Origin of the sequence: Rhodohalobacter sp. 8-1 (genome assembly GCF_038150125.1) — a bacterium.
In the GTDB taxonomy this organism is placed as follows: Bacteria; Bacteroidota; Rhodothermia; order Balneolales; family Balneolaceae; genus SW132.
In genome coordinates this window covers 38,408-58,649 of the sequence record NZ_JBBVMF010000004.1, presented here as the reverse complement: position 1 = coordinate 58,649, position 20,242 = coordinate 38,408, and the positions used below count along the sequence as shown (strand labels likewise).

General features: G+C 44.6%; 16 protein-coding genes. 10 read left to right on the top strand and 6 right to left on the bottom strand.

Annotation, left to right across the window (positions count from 1 at the left end):
• Positions 1 to 85: 85 nt before the first annotated feature.
• From AABW11_RS04960 to AABW11_RS04950, 3 genes are all read right to left on the bottom strand, one after another.
• The gene (locus AABW11_RS04960; RefSeq protein ID WP_340103680.1) at positions 86 to 517 is read right to left on the bottom strand and encodes a cytochrome B; all 432 of its coding nucleotides are present in this window, start codon (positions 515 to 517) and stop codon (positions 86 to 88) included.
• Between the two features lie 150 nt (positions 518 to 667).
• The gene (locus AABW11_RS04955; protein ID WP_340103679.1) at positions 668 to 2,149 is read right to left on the bottom strand and encodes a dihydrolipoyl dehydrogenase family protein; all 1,482 of its coding nucleotides are present in this window, start codon (positions 2,147 to 2,149) and stop codon (positions 668 to 670) included.
• Positions 2,136 to 2,486 carry a hypothetical protein gene (locus AABW11_RS04950; RefSeq protein WP_340103678.1) on the bottom strand — a complete coding sequence of 117 codons (351 nt, stop codon included), beginning with the start codon at positions 2,484 to 2,486 and terminating at the stop codon, positions 2,136 to 2,138. The genes AABW11_RS04955 and AABW11_RS04950 overlap by 14 nt, the downstream gene beginning before the upstream one ends.
• Positions 2,487 to 2,676: 190 nt before the next feature.
• Between AABW11_RS04950 and AABW11_RS04945 the strand changes: the two genes are divergently transcribed.
• From AABW11_RS04945 to AABW11_RS04925, 5 genes are all read left to right on the top strand, one after another.
• Positions 2,677 to 2,988, top strand: a complete 312-nt coding sequence (locus AABW11_RS04945; RefSeq protein ID WP_340103677.1) for a hypothetical protein — start codon at positions 2,677 to 2,679, stop codon at positions 2,986 to 2,988.
• A 106-nt stretch (positions 2,989 to 3,094) separates the two neighbouring features.
• Entirely contained in the window at positions 3,095 to 3,952 is an 858-nt protein-coding gene (locus AABW11_RS04940) for a hypothetical protein (protein ID WP_340103676.1), read from the top strand.
• 45 nt (positions 3,953 to 3,997) lie between these two features.
• Positions 3,998 to 6,235 carry a TonB-dependent receptor gene (locus AABW11_RS04935; protein ID WP_340103675.1) on the top strand — a complete coding sequence of 746 codons (2,238 nt, stop codon included), beginning with the start codon at positions 3,998 to 4,000 and terminating at the stop codon, positions 6,233 to 6,235.
• Positions 6,236 to 6,335: 100 nt separating this feature from the next.
• Positions 6,336 to 7,511, top strand: a complete 1,176-nt coding sequence (locus tag AABW11_RS04930; protein ID WP_340103674.1) for an MFS transporter — start codon at positions 6,336 to 6,338, stop codon at positions 7,509 to 7,511.
• A gap of 225 nt (positions 7,512 to 7,736) precedes the next feature.
• On the top strand, positions 7,737 to 9,335 hold the full coding sequence (locus AABW11_RS04925; RefSeq protein ID WP_340103673.1) for an amidohydrolase family protein: 1,599 nt from the start codon (positions 7,737 to 7,739) through the stop codon (positions 9,333 to 9,335).
• Between the two features lie 934 nt (positions 9,336 to 10,269).
• Here AABW11_RS04925 and AABW11_RS04920 read toward each other — a convergent pair.
• Positions 10,270 to 11,349, bottom strand: coding sequence for a hypothetical protein (locus AABW11_RS04920; protein ID WP_340103672.1), 1,080 nt, complete (start codon positions 11,347 to 11,349; stop codon positions 10,270 to 10,272).
• 90 nt (positions 11,350 to 11,439) lie between these two features.
• Here AABW11_RS04920 and AABW11_RS04915 point away from each other — a divergent pair, with 90 nt between their 5' ends.
• The 5 genes from AABW11_RS04915 to AABW11_RS04895 all read left to right on the top strand — a co-directional run bounded on the left by AABW11_RS04915 (position 11,440) and on the right by AABW11_RS04895 (position 16,043).
• Positions 11,440 to 12,618: a glycosyltransferase gene (locus AABW11_RS04915; RefSeq protein WP_340103671.1), complete on the top strand. Its 1,179-nt coding sequence runs from the start codon at positions 11,440 to 11,442 to the stop codon at positions 12,616 to 12,618.
• Between the two features lie 69 nt (positions 12,619 to 12,687).
• Complete coding sequence (locus AABW11_RS04910; RefSeq protein ID WP_340103670.1) at positions 12,688 to 13,605, top strand: tyrosine recombinase; 918 nt, start codon at positions 12,688 to 12,690, stop codon at positions 13,603 to 13,605.
• A 15-nt stretch (positions 13,606 to 13,620) separates the two neighbouring features.
• Positions 13,621 to 13,920: a ribosome hibernation-promoting factor, HPF/YfiA family gene (gene hpf, locus AABW11_RS04905; protein ID WP_340103669.1), complete on the top strand. Its 300-nt coding sequence runs from the start codon at positions 13,621 to 13,623 to the stop codon at positions 13,918 to 13,920.
• A gap of 11 nt (positions 13,921 to 13,931) precedes the next feature.
• Positions 13,932 to 14,960, top strand: coding sequence for an HPr(Ser) kinase/phosphatase (gene hprK / locus AABW11_RS04900; RefSeq protein WP_340103668.1), 1,029 nt, complete (start codon positions 13,932 to 13,934; stop codon positions 14,958 to 14,960).
• Between the two features lie 108 nt (positions 14,961 to 15,068).
• Positions 15,069 to 16,043, top strand: a complete 975-nt coding sequence (locus AABW11_RS04895) for a M23 family metallopeptidase (RefSeq protein WP_340103667.1) — start codon at positions 15,069 to 15,071, stop codon at positions 16,041 to 16,043.
• A 2,682-nt stretch (positions 16,044 to 18,725) separates the two neighbouring features.
• Here AABW11_RS04895 and AABW11_RS04890 read toward each other — a convergent pair.
• Both AABW11_RS04890 and AABW11_RS04885 read right to left on the bottom strand, forming a co-directional pair.
• A complete protein-coding gene (locus AABW11_RS04890) occupies positions 18,726 to 19,454 on the bottom strand; it encodes a response regulator transcription factor (RefSeq protein ID WP_340103666.1) in 729 nt (242 codons plus the stop codon).
• Positions 19,455 to 19,515: 61 nt separating this feature from the next.
• Positions 19,516 to 20,235 carry an alpha/beta hydrolase gene (locus AABW11_RS04885; protein ID WP_340103665.1) on the bottom strand — a complete coding sequence of 240 codons (720 nt, stop codon included), beginning with the start codon at positions 20,233 to 20,235 and terminating at the stop codon, positions 19,516 to 19,518.
• Between the last annotated feature and the right edge of the window lie 7 nt (positions 20,236 to 20,242).

Here is a 20,242-nt window from a genome sequence, read left to right as displayed (position 1 = left end):
ATTCTTAAACAACGCACAATTGAACTCTTCAAAAGAACAGGGAATCCATCTTAAACAAAGCATTTTTGGCAATTCAATCCAATAACTAAGACGGCCACACTTGCCATGGAATTCTAAGCAGAATCACTACCAGACCGAGTGTATAAAACAAGATAATATTCCTATAGCGCCGTACATCATCACCGGGTTTCTTAGCTTTAATGTAGCCTATAGAAATCAGTATAATTCCGATGATCATCGTCAGCGGATGTTCGAGGATGTAGAGCCGAGAGAGGGTGTCTCCCATCGCTTCGCTGCTGAAATTAGACAGGCCAACCGGCGATATCACATAAAGTATAAGCCCAATAAGCAGTTGCAAGTGGGTGGCTATAAATCCCACGAGAGCCACTTTTCTCACTTTTTCAGTAAAAGGTTTTTTCCTCACAAACATTACAACAGCATAAATAAGTGAAAATGCGAGAACGGCTAATAGCAAGTAGGCAAGATAGGAGTGGAGATGTTGTAGTCCGGTGTACATAGATAGCAGTTTTTTTATCGGCTTGAATCCGGTGATTAATTAATGATGCCTGAATATCACGTAAAAATTTCACCCTTACAAGTTCGCTACCCAATATTAACAGAATTGTTACTGAAAGTTCTTACTCAACTGAACACGATACAGCACTGATTAAACAATTCGGTCCGGATCACTATAATCCGGAATCTCGCCTCTGTAGCCAAAAAATCGTTTAATCCATTTGACCAACGTCTCGGATTGATTGCGGATATACCATTGATCAGCCGCTCGTCGGGCTCCAAGCCCATAGCTTGGATAGGGATGAATAGTATCCGCAAAATCACGGAGTGACACGCCATTCCTCATGGCAAGTGCATATTGCGAAATCATCTCTCCTGCATGCGCTCCAAGTATTGAAGCGCCCAGAATTTTTCCGCTCCATTTTTTGGCGTACACTTTTATGAGCCCCGTTGTGTTGCCGTCCGTTATGGCCCTGTCTATTTTTGAAAACGGGAATTTATATACTTCAAACGTTTCTCCTGCTTTCCGAAGCTCCTTTTCGGTTGCGCCTACATGTCCAAGTTCTGGCTCTGTGTATGTTACCCACGGCACGTGCTTTTTATCGATTTTCATAGGTATTTTTATGAGTGCATTCGATGTAGCCACTTTGGCCATGTGCTCACACATGTGCGTAAACTGGTACCGCCCAGTAACATCCCCTACCGCGTAGATATGCTTAATATTTGTCCGGCATTTATCGTCTACCGTAATGCCGGCACGCTCTGTTTTAATTCCCGCAGCATCAGTCTGGAGTGAATCGATATTTGCCTTGCGCCCGGTGGCCATCAGAATTTTATCGGCTTCCAATTTTAACTCTTCTCCATCCCGAGTGATGGTAACCATAACTCCGCTTCCTGATCTTGATACGTTTTTGAGAGATGAGTTAAAATGATAGGTAACACCCTCCTCTTCAAGTCTGTCTTTAAGTATGGATGTCAGCTCAGGATCATCATTACTCAGAATGCCGGGCATCATATCAATAACAACTACCTCAGAACCAAGCCTCACAAACGCCTGCGACATTTCTGTACCAATTGGTCCGCCTCCTACGATAATCAGCTTATCAGGTAGATCTTCAATTTCAAACAGTGATTCATTGGTTAGGTAATCAATGGTATCAATGCCATCTACCGGAGGCACAAACGCTCGGGCACCGGTACAAATAAAAATATACTTGGACGACACCTCACGCTGAAGACCTTTGCTGTCAGTAATTCTGACCGAATGATCATCTATAAAGCTTGCCGTTCCTTCCACGACATCAATACCCATCTCCTGAAATATTTTAGGATCATCAGCTTCTTCATAAACGTCCAATCGAACCCTGTCCACATGTTCCATGACCGATGCTGCGTCAAGTTCAACCGTTTCCGCTGTTAGCCCGTACTTCTCGGCCTGTTTGGCATTATGCATCACAGAGGCGGCTTTCAATAATGTTTTACTTGGCACACAGCCGGTCCATGTACAATCTCCGCCCAGTTTGTCTTTTTCAATTATCATTGTTTTGGCGCCGAAGTTCGCTGCTATTCCTGCCGTAGTTAAACCGGCAGCCCCACCCCCGATGACCAGTGCATCATACTCAAATTTTGCCATTGTCCAGCTCCACGTCTTCTTTAATTTGAACTTTTACTTTTTTATAGGTCGACCATGCGCCATACGCAAGCATTGCCACAACCACAGCGTAAATCCACCAGGGCACATTTTGGCCGGCAATCATCAGGTAGAGATAAGCCGAGATAAAGAAAAATGACGCGCTAAGAACAGGCATTACAATTGAAATTCCCCTCCTGTAATTTCTGATGAGCCAGGCAATAGACAGCGTAAAAAACGGGATTGCTCCTACGTAAATGACTCCAAAAATAATAGGGTTAACACCGTATTGCTTCCCCAGGCTCATAAACCAGATGTACGCTTCTTCAAACAATTCCATACATGTTGTTTCAGTTAATTCGTATTAGCACCTAATTTCGTATATCTCACAATCTTTTTTGTAACAGATTCGTTACATATGCATCGCAGAAGAGCAAAATGACAAATTTTTGAACGCTATTTACAATTTTTTGTTTGTGATGCTTACGAACTATGAAGTATATTCACTTTTATTTCCATAAACTATCAGCTTGATTAAACAGAATCGCAACATATCACTGATCATTTCCATTTGGGTTGCTCTTGGGATGTTTTTATCTCTGGCGCATAACCATATCATCGACACTATTGTTGATAATGGAATTGAAGTTCAGGTCACAAAAGACACCAATGAGTGTGTCATATGTGCATCACACTTCAAGATATCTGTCGCATCTGATAAGGAATCCAGCCCGCTTACTCTGCTATGGGAACGTGTTGAATTAAGCACACTTCCTGCCGCAAAATCTCCACGAGTAGGCATTCATAATAATCGTGCTCCCCCTCTTGTTGTACACGGATAAACATCCGGCTTTTCTTTTCTTAAATTACTACATCATAGCATCAATGCATATATCGGTTAAACACCGCTATATCATCAATATTGTACAACATACATCATTTTCTATTATGGATATTCTAAAAAATAAATTAACTGTATTATCACTAGCGCTTTTCACACTTTTTGCATTTACATCGTGCAGTAACCCGGCCTCATCAGATGACGATGAAGAACATTTAACACCTTTCGGTGTTGCCCTGATTTTAAACGGTGTTGAAGTTGCCGTTCAGGAAAATGGCGAGGTTACTTACGCAGATGGCGATCACCTTGAACTTGAGATTGGTGAAGAAACAAATCTCATTACACTTCGATGGATCGCAGAAGATGGTGACCGGTTCGTCCCAAACACGGATGAAGGATATTCCCTCAGTTGGATAGTGGATAATGAAAACGTAGTGGAGGTTGAACAGCACGAAGAAGATGGTGCATGGGCATTTCATATTGTAGGTTTGAGCGCTGGTGAAAGTGATATTCAGTTTCAACTATTCCACAACGATCATGCTGATTTCACCTCGTCACCGTTTGAAGTTCATGTTGAGCAGGCTGTCAGCGGTATGGCAGTTCGCGACCAAGCCGGAAACGCTGTACTTTCTATTGATGAAAGCGGCACCATTACCGGTTCCTTAGAATTGACCACAGATGAAACCACCGAAGAGCTCACAGCCGTGTTTCTGGATGAAGAAGGAACTGAAATTGATACCGGATCAGATTATGAGCTGGAATGGCATGTTGAATCAGGCTCCGAGTTTGTAACCATTGAACGATCCACTAGCAATCCATTTGCTTTCACCTTCACAGGTACGGCACAAGGCCAGGCTACATTGCACTTTGAGCTATTGGTTGAGCATGGGGACCACGAAGACGAAGGCGAGGAGCATGGAATCGCTGCTTACGAATCTCCCGACATTACAATCACAGTAAACTAACTCTCTAAACATCGGGATTGCTTTGAACGGCGTCCCGTTTTCTTTATGATCAAACCTTTGCCTAAACTTTTCCTGATTTTTCTTGTGTCGCTCACGCCGGCTGTTCTCTTGGGACAGCTTCGCGGCGAAATTCGCGATGCATCTACAGATGAACCGATATCTTTCGCATACGTTCACCTTGAAGAAATTAACCGCACAACCACGGCCGATCGCGACGGTACGTTCCGGTTTCAAAATGTACCCGCGGGCACGTATGTAATCTCTGTTCACAGAATTGGCTACGATACATATTCCCGTCAAATAGACTATGAAGGTGCTGACGAGGATCCGATTCAGATTCAAATGCAGCCTCAAAATATCAGCGGTGATGAAGTAACCGTTACAGGCACACAGGATCAAACCGGAGGTGCCCGTCTCGAACACGCCTCAACCAAAATTATCGGAGAAGAGCTGCGCCGTAATCTTGGCACCACACTATCGGAAACACTCACCAACCAGGCCGGATTCAGTGAACGGTCATCAGGCCCTGCGCCCGGCCGGCCAGTTATTCGCGGCCTGGGTGACGAACGCGTTCTCATTCTTCGCGATGGAGAACGAACCGGCGATGTCTCAGCTCAGTCAGCTGATCATGGAGTAAGTATCGACCCTATGGGAGCTGAAGAGATCGAAATTGCCCGGGGGCCTGCAGCTCTCGCTTACGGTGCCAACGCCATTGGCGGCGTGATCAACGTGGTGAAAAATCAGATTCCCAATACTGTTCCCAACCAATTTACAGGCTCGGCATCACTCAATGGAAAATCTGTAAATAGTGAAGCGTCCGCTGCGCTTGATATGATTGTACCATGGAATAACTGGGCGGCCACTCTCGATTTAAACGGCCGAACCGGACAGAATTTTTCAACACCTGATGGATCCATTGAAAATTCATACCTCAGAAATACGCACAACACTGCCGGCCTCAGCTACGTGGGCAGCAAGGGATACATAGGCGGCTCATTTTCTGCTTACCTTTCCGATTATGGTATTCCGCCGGACCCCAATGGCGGCCACCCGAGCGGTGTGGATATCGAAATGCGAAAATACCAAGCCGATATTCGTGGCGAACGTATTCTTGATCACTCGTTTTTCAAAACTCTCGAAGCGCGATATTCTTTCGTCAATTATAATCATGTAGAGCTGGAGTCTAACGGTAGTTTGGGAACTGAATTTGGCAAGCTGACAACAAATGCCTCCGTTAAGACAAATACAAACGGCTGGGCAATTTTTGATGGGGGTTCAATGGGAATCTGGGGCGAGCTACAGGATTATGCGGCACGAGGAGCAAGAACGCCCGACTCAGATCTCTATAGTGCCGCTGCATACGTCATTCAGGAAGGTGACGCCGGAGATCTTCATTACGAAGTCGGTGCCCGGCTTGAAGCCGTTCAATCACGCCCCGCAGTAGAACGTACATCCTCAATCATCGGAGACATTGAAAATCGCTCATTCCTCGGACTGGCCTCTTCGGCATCTTTGATCTATGGACTCACAGATCACTTGTTTGCAGGAACAACGGTAATGCATTCGTTTCGGGCCCCTACTCTTGAGGAACTCTATTCTGAGGGACCACACCTGGCAGCCTATAGTTTTGAAATTGGCAACCCTCAGCTTGATCCGGAACGTGGCCTCGGTACAGAACTTTTTCTCCGATATCGCTCTGGCCGCTTGAATGCTGAACTTGCCGGGTATCGAAATAAATTTCAGAATTACCTGTTTCCGCGAGATACAGGTGAGCAAAGCGTCTCGGACCCGGCCCTCAATAGATTCGAATATAACGGGACAGAAGCTGAATTTCTCGGCTTCGAACTTTCAGCAGATCTTCAGCTGCATCCACGGGTAACTGTTGGCGGAAATCTCTCCTACACACGCGCAGATCGCACTGTCAGTGAAGAAGAGCAGGATGTAACGGGATATACAGAAGACACGCGTCCCTTGCCAATGATACCGCCTCTCAAAGGATCTGTTTTCGCTCGCTATAACCGCGGCAATTTTATCGCTACAAGCCGAGTGGAATTGGCCGATGAACAGACACGCCTTGCTCAGTTCGAAACCAAAACGAATGGCTACACTCTGCTAAATACATCACTTCAATACAGATTTGATCAATTTGAAATGCTTCATACCGTCACTCTGTCGGGCAAAAATCTGCTGAATACCACCTATCGCAACCATCTCTCCAGAATAAAAGAAGTATTTCCTGAACCGGGGCGGAGCGTCAGCCTGCTCTACAGGCTCTATTTTTAATTTCAATTTATCTGTAGTCGGAACGATTTTCCAACTTGGTTCTTTACCGTACACTCTCTATCATGGCTTCGTCTGATGAATCGTAATAGAAAACATTTTTTTGGAACCAAGTAATCCTCAACCACCGGTACTTAAGGATAAAAATTTACACATCATTTTCGGCATTACCCTTAGTGCTGTTATGGGCGTTTCGAGTATTGCACCCGCCCTGCCTGTTATTTCCCGTGCGCTTGATGTATCCACTTCTCAGATTGGCTATCTCATTACGGTGTTTGCCCTGCCCGGAATTTTACTCACGCCATTTTTGGGCGTGCTCGCTGACCGGTTTGGCCGCAAACGGATCCTGATTCCATCTTTATTTCTGTACGGTATTGCCGGATTCATGTGCGCATTCACCACATCTTTCTCAGAATTACTTTGGCTTCGGTTTTTCCAGGGAGCAGGAAGTGCTGCCCTCGGTGTATTAAATGTAACGCTCATTGGTGATTTGTTTGAAGGCAATCGGCGCGCTACCGCGATGGGCTACAACGGCAGTGTTCTGAGCGTAGGAACCGCCATTTATCCCGCTATCGGGGGTGTTCTTGCCTCCATCGCATGGAACTATCCCTTTTTTCTCAGCGCCATTGCCATACCCGTTGCTATCTACGCCATGATCTTTCTTGATCCGGTTCCAATATCATTGAACCTGGACTTAAAAGAGTACTTCCAAAAAATAAAAGACAGGATTTTCACAAAAAAAGTCCTGGGCCTGTTCAGCTGTGTCTTCCTAACTTTTCTGATTCTCTACGGCGGCTACATTACGTATCTGCCTATTTTACTGGATGAAGATTTTGCTGTCACCTCCACCGTTATCGGGCTCATGCTCTCTGGTTCGTCTCTGATTACAGCCTTCACATCATCTAAGCTGGGCGATCTCACAAAACGATTTTCAGAACAGCAGCTCATTCTTACAGCAGCCTTTTTGTATACCTTTATTTTTCTCTGCTTTCCGTTTATAGAAAATATTTGGTTTATGGCAATTCCCATATCCATTTTTGGCGTGGCACAGGGCATTAACATTCCAAGCCTGTTAAATCTGTTAACCAGTGAAGTGCCCTCTGAATTCCGCGCCGCTTTCCTTGCAATAAATTGGGTGGTTATCAGGGCATCACAAACCGTTGCGCCTGTTATTCTTGGGCTGATGTATCTTTGGTTCGGCATTAACGGAACACTTTATTTCACAGCGGGTGTGGGTATTCTGTTTATTCTGATCGCCTACCTGGCCGTAAAAAGGTGAGGAAAAAATAAAGCCCGGGAGTATCAGTCCCGAGCTTTCTGCTTTAGGTTCAGCATAGGAGTGACTAAACTAATCGTTAGAGATAGATTAGCTGATGCTGTACTATAAAGAGATTCTCGGCGGTGCTTTGTTACAAATTATTTCAAATAATTTTGAGATTTCTTTTTTAAACCCTTTTTGACGTTATTTTATCCGTCGCTTTAACCGTAAAAAAGTTCTTCTTTCATGAAAAAACGTCTCTTTTTACCTGTTTGTCTTATTTTCTTATTTACCTGTTTAACCTCTCCTCTGCTTGCCCAAATGGCCGATGCACCGGATCGTACAAAAGGTGAGGGCCCATATGAAAGACTTATCATTCGCGGCGGTACCATGATCGACGGTACCGGCTCTCCAGCCCTTGGCCCCGTGGATATCGTGATCGAAAGCAACAGAATAGCGCTGATCCAGAATGTGGGCTACCCCGGTGTTCCCATCAGCGAAAACCGCCGGCCAGAGGTTGATGATCAGACTAAAGTGATTGAAGCGGAAGGGATGTATATCCTGCCCGGCTTTTTTGATATGCATGCCCACACCGGCGGAAGTTCACAGGGAACCGCGCCTGAATATGTGTATAAGCTCTGGCTTGCACACGGCATCACATCTATTCGTGAACCTGGATCATTTAACGGCCTCGACTGGACCCTTCGTCATGCCGAACGAAGCAGAAATAACAGTATCACAGCGCCGCGGATCTTTCCGTACATAGGATTTGGCAGTGGTGCGGAATCGCCCATCCGAACCCCGGAAAAAGCGCGGGAATGGGTGCAGATGATTCACGAACGTGGTGCAGATGGCATAAAATTCTTTGGAGCTCAGCCTGATATTTATGAAGCCGCTCTTGATGAAGCTAACAAAATGGGACTTGGATCGATGGCGCATCATGCACAAACAGGCGTGGTCTACGCAAACGTGGCTAAAACAGCCGAAATGGGACTCAAAGGCATGACCCACTGGTACGGCCTGCCCGAAGCCTTGTTTACGGACCGCATCATACAGGACTACCCGCTCGACTATAACTACAGCGACGAGCAGCACCGGTTTGAAGAGGCCGGACGACTTTGGAAACAGGCTGCAGAACCCGGAAGCGAGACTTGGAATTCGCTGATGGACAGCCTGCTCGAAAACGATTTTGAGATGAACCCGACCTTCACCATTTACGAAGCGAGCCGCGATTTGATGGCCCAGCGCCGGGCAGAATGGCACGAGCGGTACACGCTGCCATCGCTGTGGGAATTCTACAAGCCGGACCGCAGAGCACACGGTTCCTACTGGTTTAACTGGGGAACTGAGCAAGAAGTAAACTGGAAAGAGAACTACCGCCTCTGGATGCAGTTTATCAACGAGTATAAAAACCGCGGAGGGCGTGTCACGCTTGGGTCCGACGCCGGCTACATCTATAAGCTCTATGGGTTCGCATACATCCAGGAAATGGAACTGATGCGTGAAGCCGGGTTTCACCCGCTCGAAATTTTTCAGTCAGCCTCCATCAAAGCAGCCGAAGTGCTGGGTGTTGATGATGAACTCGGAACCATTGAAGTGGGCAAACTGGCTGATCTCGTGATTGTTGATGAAAATCCGCAAATGAATCTGAAAGTACTCTACGGCACCGGTGCTATACGAGTGAATGAAAACAACGAAGTAGAGCGGGCCGGCGGCATAAAATACACCATCAAAGATGGCATTGTTTACGATGCTCAGCAGCTTCTTGAGGACGTCAGGGAAATGGTTGATAAAGCCAAAGCAGAACAGGATTACGAGATTACACAGCCGGGGCTGGATTATTAGAGTTGTATCTTATGTCAATTTTAAGAAAACTGGTGTATTTCGGTTTTCATATACAAGGACCTCTTGGAAGCTCTCTTTGTTGTATTTAATATACTAACTCAACTTCCGCAAAATGGGGATGTAGTGGCTACAAAATAAGTTTCATTAAACCTTTAGACCACAGACAAAAAGAATGGAATTCACCTATTCAGGGATGAAACCAGCCCCGTTTCGGGGTGGCATAGCCGTAGCCCTACGGGAATGCGCAGCATTTCCGTGGGGTATAAAGAAGGCAGAATGAAAAGAAGCGCCATAGTTGCGTCATCATTCGTAATCTGAATTCAACCTCAGTTATAAAATTCGAACAGATCGTCTGAATCGGATTCAATAAAATAATATATGGGTAAAGATGGGTTGGTAATTTCGCAAGGGCGCGGATATACCGCACCTACGGCGCTCTCAAATTTAATGCCTGCTCTTAACCCAAAGCCCCCGCTGCGCAGTGACTTTCGGCACACCGGATATGTCGCACCTCTGGTGCTTTGGTTATCTGTGGTATTTGGTATAATTGCTTTTTAGTATCCTTATGAACCTAAATGCCTTCAGATGCGGTTTGGGATGGAAAGCTGAACGGGAAGCTTATCCAGATGGATGTAGCACTACAGAGCGTTGTTTAAAGGTAATTGAGACTGATTTTTAAGATTTTGCGGAAGTTGAGCTAATGTTTAAGTGTATGAGACAAACCATGATTTAACCAAAAATAGTTGCCTGATCATAAGTAAAAGCAGGATAAGCATTTATAGTCAATCAATCTTTTAGCCACCAAGCCACAAGGGCCCAAAGGTACACCAAGTAATTCTTATTTGTAATTTCCTTTGTGTCGCCGTGTCTTCGTGGCAATATTTTAAGGCCTCGGTTTCCCACAAGAGTAAATAGTCGGAAAAGCACCTATGAACTACCACGTCCATCGGTATAACCGCGGACTCTTCTGAACCCAGTGCACCTTACCAGGATATTGAATTCGCATGTTCACAAGCGGGCGAAATAGCTTCATGTGAATCCTGCCGGGACAAATATATTCACTGATTCCCTTCGCCTGATGCAACTCTCCATTAAGGTTCAGCATCATCCGGCTCCTAAATCGCTGATAAAACGGACCGTCATCAAGTGTTTTTTCCTGCTGAATGAGAAAACTGTCGTCAACTGCGTTCATTTCAATTTTCCTTGCAGATTTTAGCCCGAACATATTCAAACCAACATCTGACAACTCGCACTCACCATTCATCTCGGTTACTAAATTGTTAGAATCGATGAGCCAGGCACGATTATCAACCCCCTTTTCTTCATTCATCAGGTAATAAATGAGCGTACTGCCATTAAAATGAACCCGCCCCCAGTACCAGTCTACAAAGCTCTCCTTCATCGGTTCCATACCTGTATTGTGGTCGTGATACCCGGTTCCTGCTATTTTTATTGTTTCGGGATGCAGTCCTTCAATGCTGAGCTGACCATTTACGCTCGCTCTCGCCTGAACAAGATTCCATTTATGTAACGACTCGTTATTTTGATCATCATTTTTAGTTACATCTGAAAATGGTCCTTTATCACTGCTTTCAAATCGTAAATTTCCAACCAGACGATCGCCATTGGGTATGATTTGATCCAAATTAAGCCGGTACGCCAGCGCTCCGTTTTCTGATGGCACCTGCTTGAAACTGTTTCCTTTTACCCGTCCAAACGGAGTATCCGAAGAAAATTCCGCGTTACCGGGCATCACTTCTTCAAATGAATAAAAGATCGGTTCATCTTCTTTATATATAGAAATACTTATCGCAGGATAGTCATCAGCCCGATCATTTTGTCCATCTTGGATGGCATCAATATATCGCCGGGAAAATGGATTTCCTTCATAAAAAATAATAACCAGGCTGTATTGATTATCGATTGATATTGCATCAAAATACCACCACTCATAACTTCCGGGGGTAGGCTTTGGCGTAGATACATCTCTGTTTGGATTTGAAAAAATCTGCATATTCGGTGTATGAATGCTAACTAATATAAAATCGTTGCGCGGGAACAAATTACAATAATAAACTGCATAATCACATAATCAGAACGTCGTTTGACTGATCCGTTAACCCTTTTTTGGCTGACATCATTTTCTCTGATATTTCTTCTTTTAACCTCTGTGGTTCTATTGCGAAACAGAATTGAATTCACTCCTCTTGCCTCAGAAACAGATCGGCCGATTGATGACCCGCGTGTCTCCATTTGCGTACCTGCACGAAACGAACAGAATAATATTGAGCGTTTGCTTTCATCCATCGTCAATCAATCATACTCAAACATTGAACTCTTGGTGCTGGACGATTTTTCAACCGATGCAACTCCAGAAATCATATCCCGTTTTAAAAAGGAATACGACGGCACGTTTATCTCAGTACCTGCAGTTGAAGCGCCTCGTGGATGGCTCGGAAAACCATGGGCGTGTCAGCAGCTGGCTAATCATGCCAGCGGTAAAATTATTCTATTTCTTGATGCTGATACTGCCCCCTATCCCGGCTTGGTGCAACACACAGTCAATGCCTTTTCAACCTATGCGCTCGACATGATAACCGTCTGGCCGGAACAGGAGCTCAAGAGCTTCTGGGAGAAAACGGTAGTACCTCTGATCTACTATGCACTTGTCACCCTTCTTCCGGCAGTTTATGTCTACCGGCCGCCCCGATGGCTGCCGAAGTTTCTCAGAAAACACATCGCACCGAAATTTGCGGCTGCTTGCGGTCAGTGTATTGGTTTCACAAAAGAGGCCTATAATACAATCGGCGGTCACAAATCGGTAAGAAATGAGGTGGTAGAAGACGTGGCGCTTGCCAAGCACGCAAAATCAAAGGGACTTACACTTCGAATGTTTACCGGAATTAATTCCATTCGCTGCAGAATGTACCGCTCGGAACAGGAGATATTTAAAGGGTTGAGAAAAAACTTCTTTGCCGGTTTCGACCGATTTATGCCGGTTTTTATCTTGATGGGATTGATTCACATAATCGTGTTTGTACTTCCTTTTTTTACTTTACCCTACTCCATCTATATGCAAAGCCACGCGCTTACGTTTGTATCTATTGGCTCGATAACTCTGATACTTTTGCATCGATTCATATTAGCCATTTGGTTTCGATGGAATCCATTATATGGATTTTTTCATCCCTTAGGCGTGTTATGGTTTCAAAGGCTGGCATTTAATTCAATTGTTGATCACCTTTTGGGGCGCAAAGCCATATGGAAAGATCGCGAGGTTTAAATGTTGCAAAAATTTACGGTTGGTTCTTAATAAGTTGGTATCTTTATTACAATAGCTTAACATTTTCAGATGGAACAAATTGTCGAGAAATTTTTGCGATATCTAAAGATCGAACGAAACAGTTCTGAACATACGCGTACTTCCTACAAAACAGATATAAACCAGTTTGTTGACTTCCTGAATTCATCAGATGAAACAAGAAGTGCTGCAGCAGATATAAATGCCATTACCCGACTTGATATTCGGCTATGGCTTGGGGAACTCTCGGAGATGGGATTAGCCCGAAATACGATTGCCCGGAAAGTCGCTTCGCTTCGTTCGTTCTTTAAATACTGCTACAAACGAGGCCATATCGAAAAGAATCCGGCCCATTTATTGCTCGTTCCTAAAAAAGAAAGTCGCCTGCCTAAGACCGTAAACCCGGAGGGTATTGAACGTATGATGGAGCTTGCAGATGGCGAGGAGCCAAGTGATCATCAAAACCTTGCAGTCCTGGAGTTGTTATTTGGAACAGGTATCCGGCTCAGCGAATTAGTACAGCTCAGTTTAAAGGATCTGAATTTCAAACAAAAACAGATACTCATACAGGGAAAAGGCAATAAACAACGAATTGTTCCATTAGGAAAACAATCGTTTAATACATTAAAAAGACATTTAAACACGCGATATTTACTTTTTGGGATTAAAACGGATGCAGATGCAAAAAAAGCTGTCTTTATTGCACCTGGCGGGCAGCGTATCTATCCGAGATTTGTTCAGCGACTGGTAAAATCGTTTATTGAAAAAGTAAGTGAAATATCACAAAAAAGTCCCCACGTACTCAGGCATAGTTTTGCGACCCACCTGCTCGACGCCGGTGCCGACATTCGGGTTATTAAAGAGTTATTGGGGCATACCAATTTATCATCAACTCAGATTTATACGCATACCAGCGTTGAACATCTGAAGAACGTATATAATCAAGCCCATCCACGGGCGGAACAATAAGTACAGGAGTTATCTATGAAGACCACTTTCACTGCACGACATTTTGATGCAAGTCCGGACCTTAAACAGTACAGCCTCGATGCTGTCGAGAAACTGGAGCAATTCATTGACAAAATTATTGTTTGTGATGTCATTCTCCAGCCTAGTCAAAATGACGAAAATCCGTATATAGCTGAACTTAACGTGAAAGTCCCCCAGAAATTAATAAACGTATCTGAGGAGGCTCCCTCCTATGAGCAGGCAATAAATGGTGCTGTAGACACCGCGGTCCGGCAAATCCGTAAATATAAAGCAAAACATTTCGATCGACAGTAAACAGGCCATCCATGCCCCTAGAAAACCAAAAGCCAATTCCCGGTAAAGAAAAAATATCGGTTGATAATCTCATAAGCCGTCTGAATTCAAAATTAAACATTGATATTCAGCTCGTAGAAGGAGATGAATTCGCGGATCAGCGATTCGTGACAGGTGCCGATCTTCATCGGCCGGGACTGGCTTTGGCGGGCTACCTGGAGCTTTTTACATTTGAAAAAGTACAGGTCATTGGGAACACCGAATCCCAGTATCTTGAGCACCTTTCCGCAGAAGAACGTTCTGAAGCGTTTAAAAAACTGGCAGAATTCGATATTCCCGTCATAATCTGTACGGCAGGGAACACTCTGGATGATGATCTTTTGGAAATTGCCCGTAATCACAAGATTCCAGTAGCCTACACATCAGCAAATTCCACCAAATTTATGATGTTGCTGCGGGATTTTTTGCAGGATTACTTTGCTGTTCAAACCATGATACACGGCACTATGGTCGATGTGTACGGAATAGGTATTCTCATTTCGGGTAAATCAGGTATTGGGAAAAGTGAGGTAGCACTCGACCTGGTTGAACGAGGACACCGGCTTGTATCAGATGATATTGTGATGCTCACGAAAAAGAGCAACATCCTTATCGCCTCTGCCACCGAAATGAACAAGCACTTTATGGAAATCCGCGGGCTGGGTATCATCAACGTTATGTCCATGTTTGGTATCCGGTCTATAAGATACCAAAAGCGGCTTGAAGTAATTCTTGAACTCTCCCTTTGGGAAGAGACCGCAGATGTTGAACGCACCGGCCTTGACAACGAAACAATTGATATTCTCGACACATCCATTCCACTGATTAAACTCCCCATCACACCCGGAAAAAACATCACTGTTATTGCAGAAGTTATTGCCATGAACTACCTGCTCAAACATTACGGGTATGACGCCGCAGAGGAGTTTCAAAATAAAATCCATTCCCACATTTCTAAGAAAAAATTCAGCCCTGAGATGCCTGAACGGGCAGTTGAGTATTTTGAAGGAGATTTTGAGTAACAAATAAGCTCCGAGATACTCTTGTATATAGAAGGTTAGAAAATTTTAATATATCACCGAGAATCTCTATCTTTCTATTGGCTTTTATCTTTAGGTAAGGAATGTACAATGGCTACACACGAACATTTTATTTACGATGATGATCAGTGCAAATTTGTACCGGTTGCTTACGGCAAGAGTGAACGGTACTTACACACATTTTCAATCTGGCTAGTTAGCAGCGTTATTTTTGCATGCATTGGTCTTGCGGTTCTATCTCAAAACGTTGGTACTCCAGCCGAACTCGCTTTAAAAGCTGAAAATCAGATCCTGACCAGTCATCTCGAAAACACCAAAACATCTATCCTCACTCTAGAAGAACAGCTTGATGGAATAGCCGAAATGGATAGCAAAATGTATCGGTCTGTTCTGGGAATGGAATCTATCCCCGAAGAAAAACGTGAGCCAGGTATTGGCGGCGCTGATATCTATTCCGAGTTTGAGCTCTACAGTGAAGACGCATCTGAAATTTTAAAGTGGACGGCATCCCGAATCGACAATTTAGAACGGCGGATTAATGTGCAAAAGATGTCGTTCGATGAAATTCAAAACTTTTACAATGACAACCAGGAACGTTTGAAGCACGTGCCCGCCATTCGTCCGCTTGAAGGTATTCTGCTTAGCGGATTTGGGATGCGTGTGCACCCGGTGTTCAAATATAAAAGAATGCATTCCGGAATCGATTTCAGAGCTGATATTGGCACTCACCTTTTTGCAACCGGTGATGGCGTTGTGAAGTATGCAAAGCGTAATGGAAACTACGGAAATCTGTTAATTATTGATCACGGATTTGGATTTGAGACCCGTTATGCTCACCTCTCGGGCTATGCAGATGGCGTTCGCGTCGGAAGTGAAGTAAAACGAGGCGACCTGGTTGCTTTCTCCGGGAATACCGGCCTCACCAACGGTCCTCATTTGCACTATGAAGTATACCTGAATGGCGATGCGATTGATCCTCTCAACTATCTTTTCGCAGACGTCACACCAGAAGAATACCTGATGTACCAGGAGATCGCCAAAAACAATCCAGCTTCGATGGACTAAATCCCGGATAGCGTAAACAGAAATTTTAGTTCGATATGAAGGCATGATATCTGAAATGAATCATGCCTTTTTTGTTGGGTTAATATCCGGAGTATTCGATGTTGATGGGGCCGATTTCCCGGTCGCTTGACAGTTCTTTTTCTCGACTGCAGAAGACAAGTTTTACCCGGATTATTCACCAAGAAATTTTGTCGGGGGCTTCGTTGTATGGAAAAAAGCGTACTCTGAGTACGTCAGGTACTCTTCCGCCGCTTTTATCCTTACGCCTTGCTCCCGACAAAATTTCGCCGCAATACATGTAGCCCAAATTTGGACTACTATCCATTTTATATATGTGTAATATTTTTAGTGCATTACATTGGGTTACGCTTATCATCGTGAATAATCCGGGTTTACTAAGACTACCTCCCTCCCAATTACACCTCCCGTCATTCTGCCTGTCCCCAAAAAGGCTAGGTATCGGAAGCGTGCTTTTCGCCAGAGCAGAAAGATCTCCCAGTCATCGGCATGAGGGAGTATTGAAGAGACTTTGTATCTCGGTGCGCTCACAATCCGCTGAGGATTCTCTTAATCGAGATTACAAGGCGTTCTAATTATAATGGGCTTGAACAGAACAACTGAGTTATTTGCAAAGGTCGGTTCATTGCCGGATTTGCTTACTCCTGAACTTATTCAACGTCCTCCCTCTCTATCCGTTAGAGAAGGAGACAGAGGGTGAGTACCCGCGGTATTCCGGTTTCTGGAAGGAGCTTGAAAAAGAGTTTTGTTCAAGATGGATTCCCGGCACGAGGAGATATCTCGGCTACTCACCGGCGCCGAAGGCATCCCTTGGGAAAAATCACCAGTGCTTCGCTCTTTTATGACAAGGTTTTTGGATGGAAGTGGGCAGCATATCACACTTCTATTCTTGCAAAAATTTGGACCTCGCCGCCAATATAGTTTGTCACACGGCGCGGCAAAAAACTTAGTTCGTCTTCTGTGTCTTGCGCGCCGGGCATCCCCCTCATCGCGAACTTGTCATCTCGACCAAACGAACGGAGAGAGTGCGTGGAGTTCATCTTTTCCCCATGTAGCGTAGCGAAATGAAATCTCCAGGTTATCGGAAGTCGTTATGAAAACCCGTTGTTAAAATGGATACCAGCACGGGGAAATCCCTCGATGCGTTCACAGTCGGTTGTCGGTTGACGGTTCTCTTACTACCAGTGACAGTTTTTTAAAACCTCGACTAACTTACTGGACACCCCTCCCTCCGCCAGCTGGCGGACTACTCCCCTCTTCAAGGGGAGAATCAATCCTGTCGCTTTTCAAATGGTGTTGCCCGGCTTTTGGACGAAATTAGGGCCTACAATGACAGTTTGTAAAAAGTATTGCTTTAGGCTTTAGACAACGATGTTATTTTTTTGAACACAAATCTAAACATTTGAAAATTTATAAACGGTTTCGCGCCTGTGCGAAACAAAAAGCCCCTGCAGGGGCGGCCCATATTATAGCCCCGTACAAGCGCCGTGGTTCTTCGGCGCATAGTGCGGGGTATGAGAAGGTAGGCGTTTCAAGTTCCCCGAGGCAGTTTATTTCGCAGAAGAAACCAATCCAGTCGAAGGGGGATCAGATGATCTAATCCGTGGATTTATCATGGCCTGAGTATGTGCGTTTTGAGCGTTAAGTCTACCCGGAAGACCGCATACTACTCACCACCGCAAATCGCATACTATCCCTGAATCAGGGTACGTACGCTGTCACTTCTTAAATGGTGTTGCCCGGCTTTTGGGCAAAATTAGGGGCTACCGGTGACAGTTTGTAAAAAAGTGTCGTTATTGATCAGATTTCAAGGATTCAAAAGCTCGGCTTCATCTACGACACCTCCACTTGTTCTGTCACCTCTGAAATCAGTGTTGCCCCGTTTTTGGGCAAAATTAGGCGCTCGATATGACAAGGTTTTTGGATGGAAGTGGGCGGCATATCACACTTCTATTCTTGCAAAAATTTGGACCTCGCCGCCAAGATAGTTTGTCACACGGCGCGGCAAAAAACTTAGTTCGTGTTCTGTGTCTTGCGCGCCGGGCATCCCCCTCATCGCGAACTTGTCATCTCGACCAAACGAACGGAGAGAGTGCGCGGAGTTCATCTTTTCCCCATGTAGCGTAGCGGAATGAAATCTCCATGTTATCGGAAGTCGTTATTAGAACCCGTTGTTAAAATGGATACCAGCACGGGGAAATCTCTCAATGCGTTCACAGTCGGTTGTCGGTTCTCTTACCCGAAATGACAGAGCTTTTATAGTAGAAAGGGCGGCGTGAATAACTCAGTTATGTGTAGCAGCCTGTTCTACACCGCCAGAAAGAGTAGTCTCCCGCGGCGCCAAATAGTTCATTATTCAACTTACCGTTCTTGTGCACCGCATCTCAACTCAAACGTGGCACTGACTCGTTTCGTCTTGATCGAGTCTCAACTTATATTTTGGTGAGTGAACGGAAAGATTACCCTGCTACTGACTGGAGTTTTGAAGAGACACTTTTACAGATCTTTAATCACACAAATCCAATGATCTGGTGTAGATGTAGATCCATAGTCGTAGAGTAAACTGTTAGATAAATCAACAGTATTCATCATCAGGATAACGGTGGAGATGAGGATCTGAAAAGATGTAATCCTCAATTTATGGTTATCGGGGGCCAGACTTTGTTAAGACTTCTGCTTCTCGCTTTTTGAAGAGTGCGAATTGAAGAGAAATCCTTTTTTACGAATCGTCTCAATGTATTCGTATTCAGAATACTCACGAATTTTCTTACGCAGATAACTGATATACACATTGATGTAATTTGTCTGCGTATCAAAGTGAATATCCCAGACATTCTCAGCAAGTTCTTCCTGGGATATTACTTTATCCCTGTTTTTCATGAAATAAACGAGCAGGTTGAACTCATTATTCGTGAGAGGCACTTCATGACCTTTAATGGTCATCTGCCGGTTGATAAGGTCAACCTTCATATCGCCGCAGGAGAGCTCTTTTTCAAGCTCTTTTGAGCTGCGCCGGGCAATGGCGTCAATCCGGGCCATCAGCTCTTCACTATTGAACGGCTTGGTTAGATAATCATCAGCCCCAACGTTCAGAACTTTAATCTTTACGTCCGTTTCATGCTCGGCTGACAAGACAAGGACAGGAGTTACAATTCCCTGTTCCCTGATATTCGCGCAAACGTCGTATCCGTTGCCGTCGGGTAGTCTCAAATCAAGGACAATCATGTCAAATTCGTCTGAGAAAGCGAGTTTTTCACCCTTCTCAGCCGTTTCAGCAATCGACACGGTATTACCTTTATGTTCAAGTATAGCTTTAACCAGTGTGCGAACTGTTGGATCGTCCTCTACTACGAGGATACTCATTGCTTTTTTTTCGTCTGTTGATGCAGTCATAAGAATGATTCAAATGGTGGTCTTATTCAACCGTCTAAGTTAAAGAAATTTTAATAAAAAGCTATATTGGGTCACAAGTATAGCCTTTATCGTTAAGCCAATCCAATATTTTCTCTATAAATGCCTGAGAAAATTTGTGCGTATCAGCAAGTGCTACAAACGTAGCATCTATGCCATGCTGCTTCAAACCCTCTATTTCGTTTCTTTGCGGACTTGATTCAACTTTCTTATCGGCATTTCCGTGTAAAGCTAAAATGCTTTGGTGATTTATTTTCTCATATTCCCCTTCCAGCAGCTCTGATTTGTACCGGGCGCTGCAAATAATAAGATCCTGAACATGCTCCGGCCATTTAATAGCATGATAGCCGGCCAGGTAGCCACCCATAGAGTAGCCGAGAATGGCAGTGCGGGTTGCCGCTGTCGCATCTATCGTTTTTGTTATGATCTGGCCGATGAACCGGGATGCATGATCCATTGATCGAAGAAACTGGTCCTGACTTCCATCATATAAATACCACGATCTCCCCCACTCAGAAACCGGTTTTTCCCGGCTTCGGTCGTAAATAGGATATGGAGCCTGAATAAAGAGGTGATACGCGTGTACCTTAAGCAGATTCCTGCAATCTTTACGGAAACTCTTTTCGGTTTGATTAAATCCGTGAAGGTATACGATAAGAGGTTTAGGGGCCTGTTTCGTGCCGGATTCAATGAGTTTGTACGGCACCTCAATCTTAAATGATGCCTTACCGGACTGTATTATTTCATTATCTGTGTTTTTCATACATCTA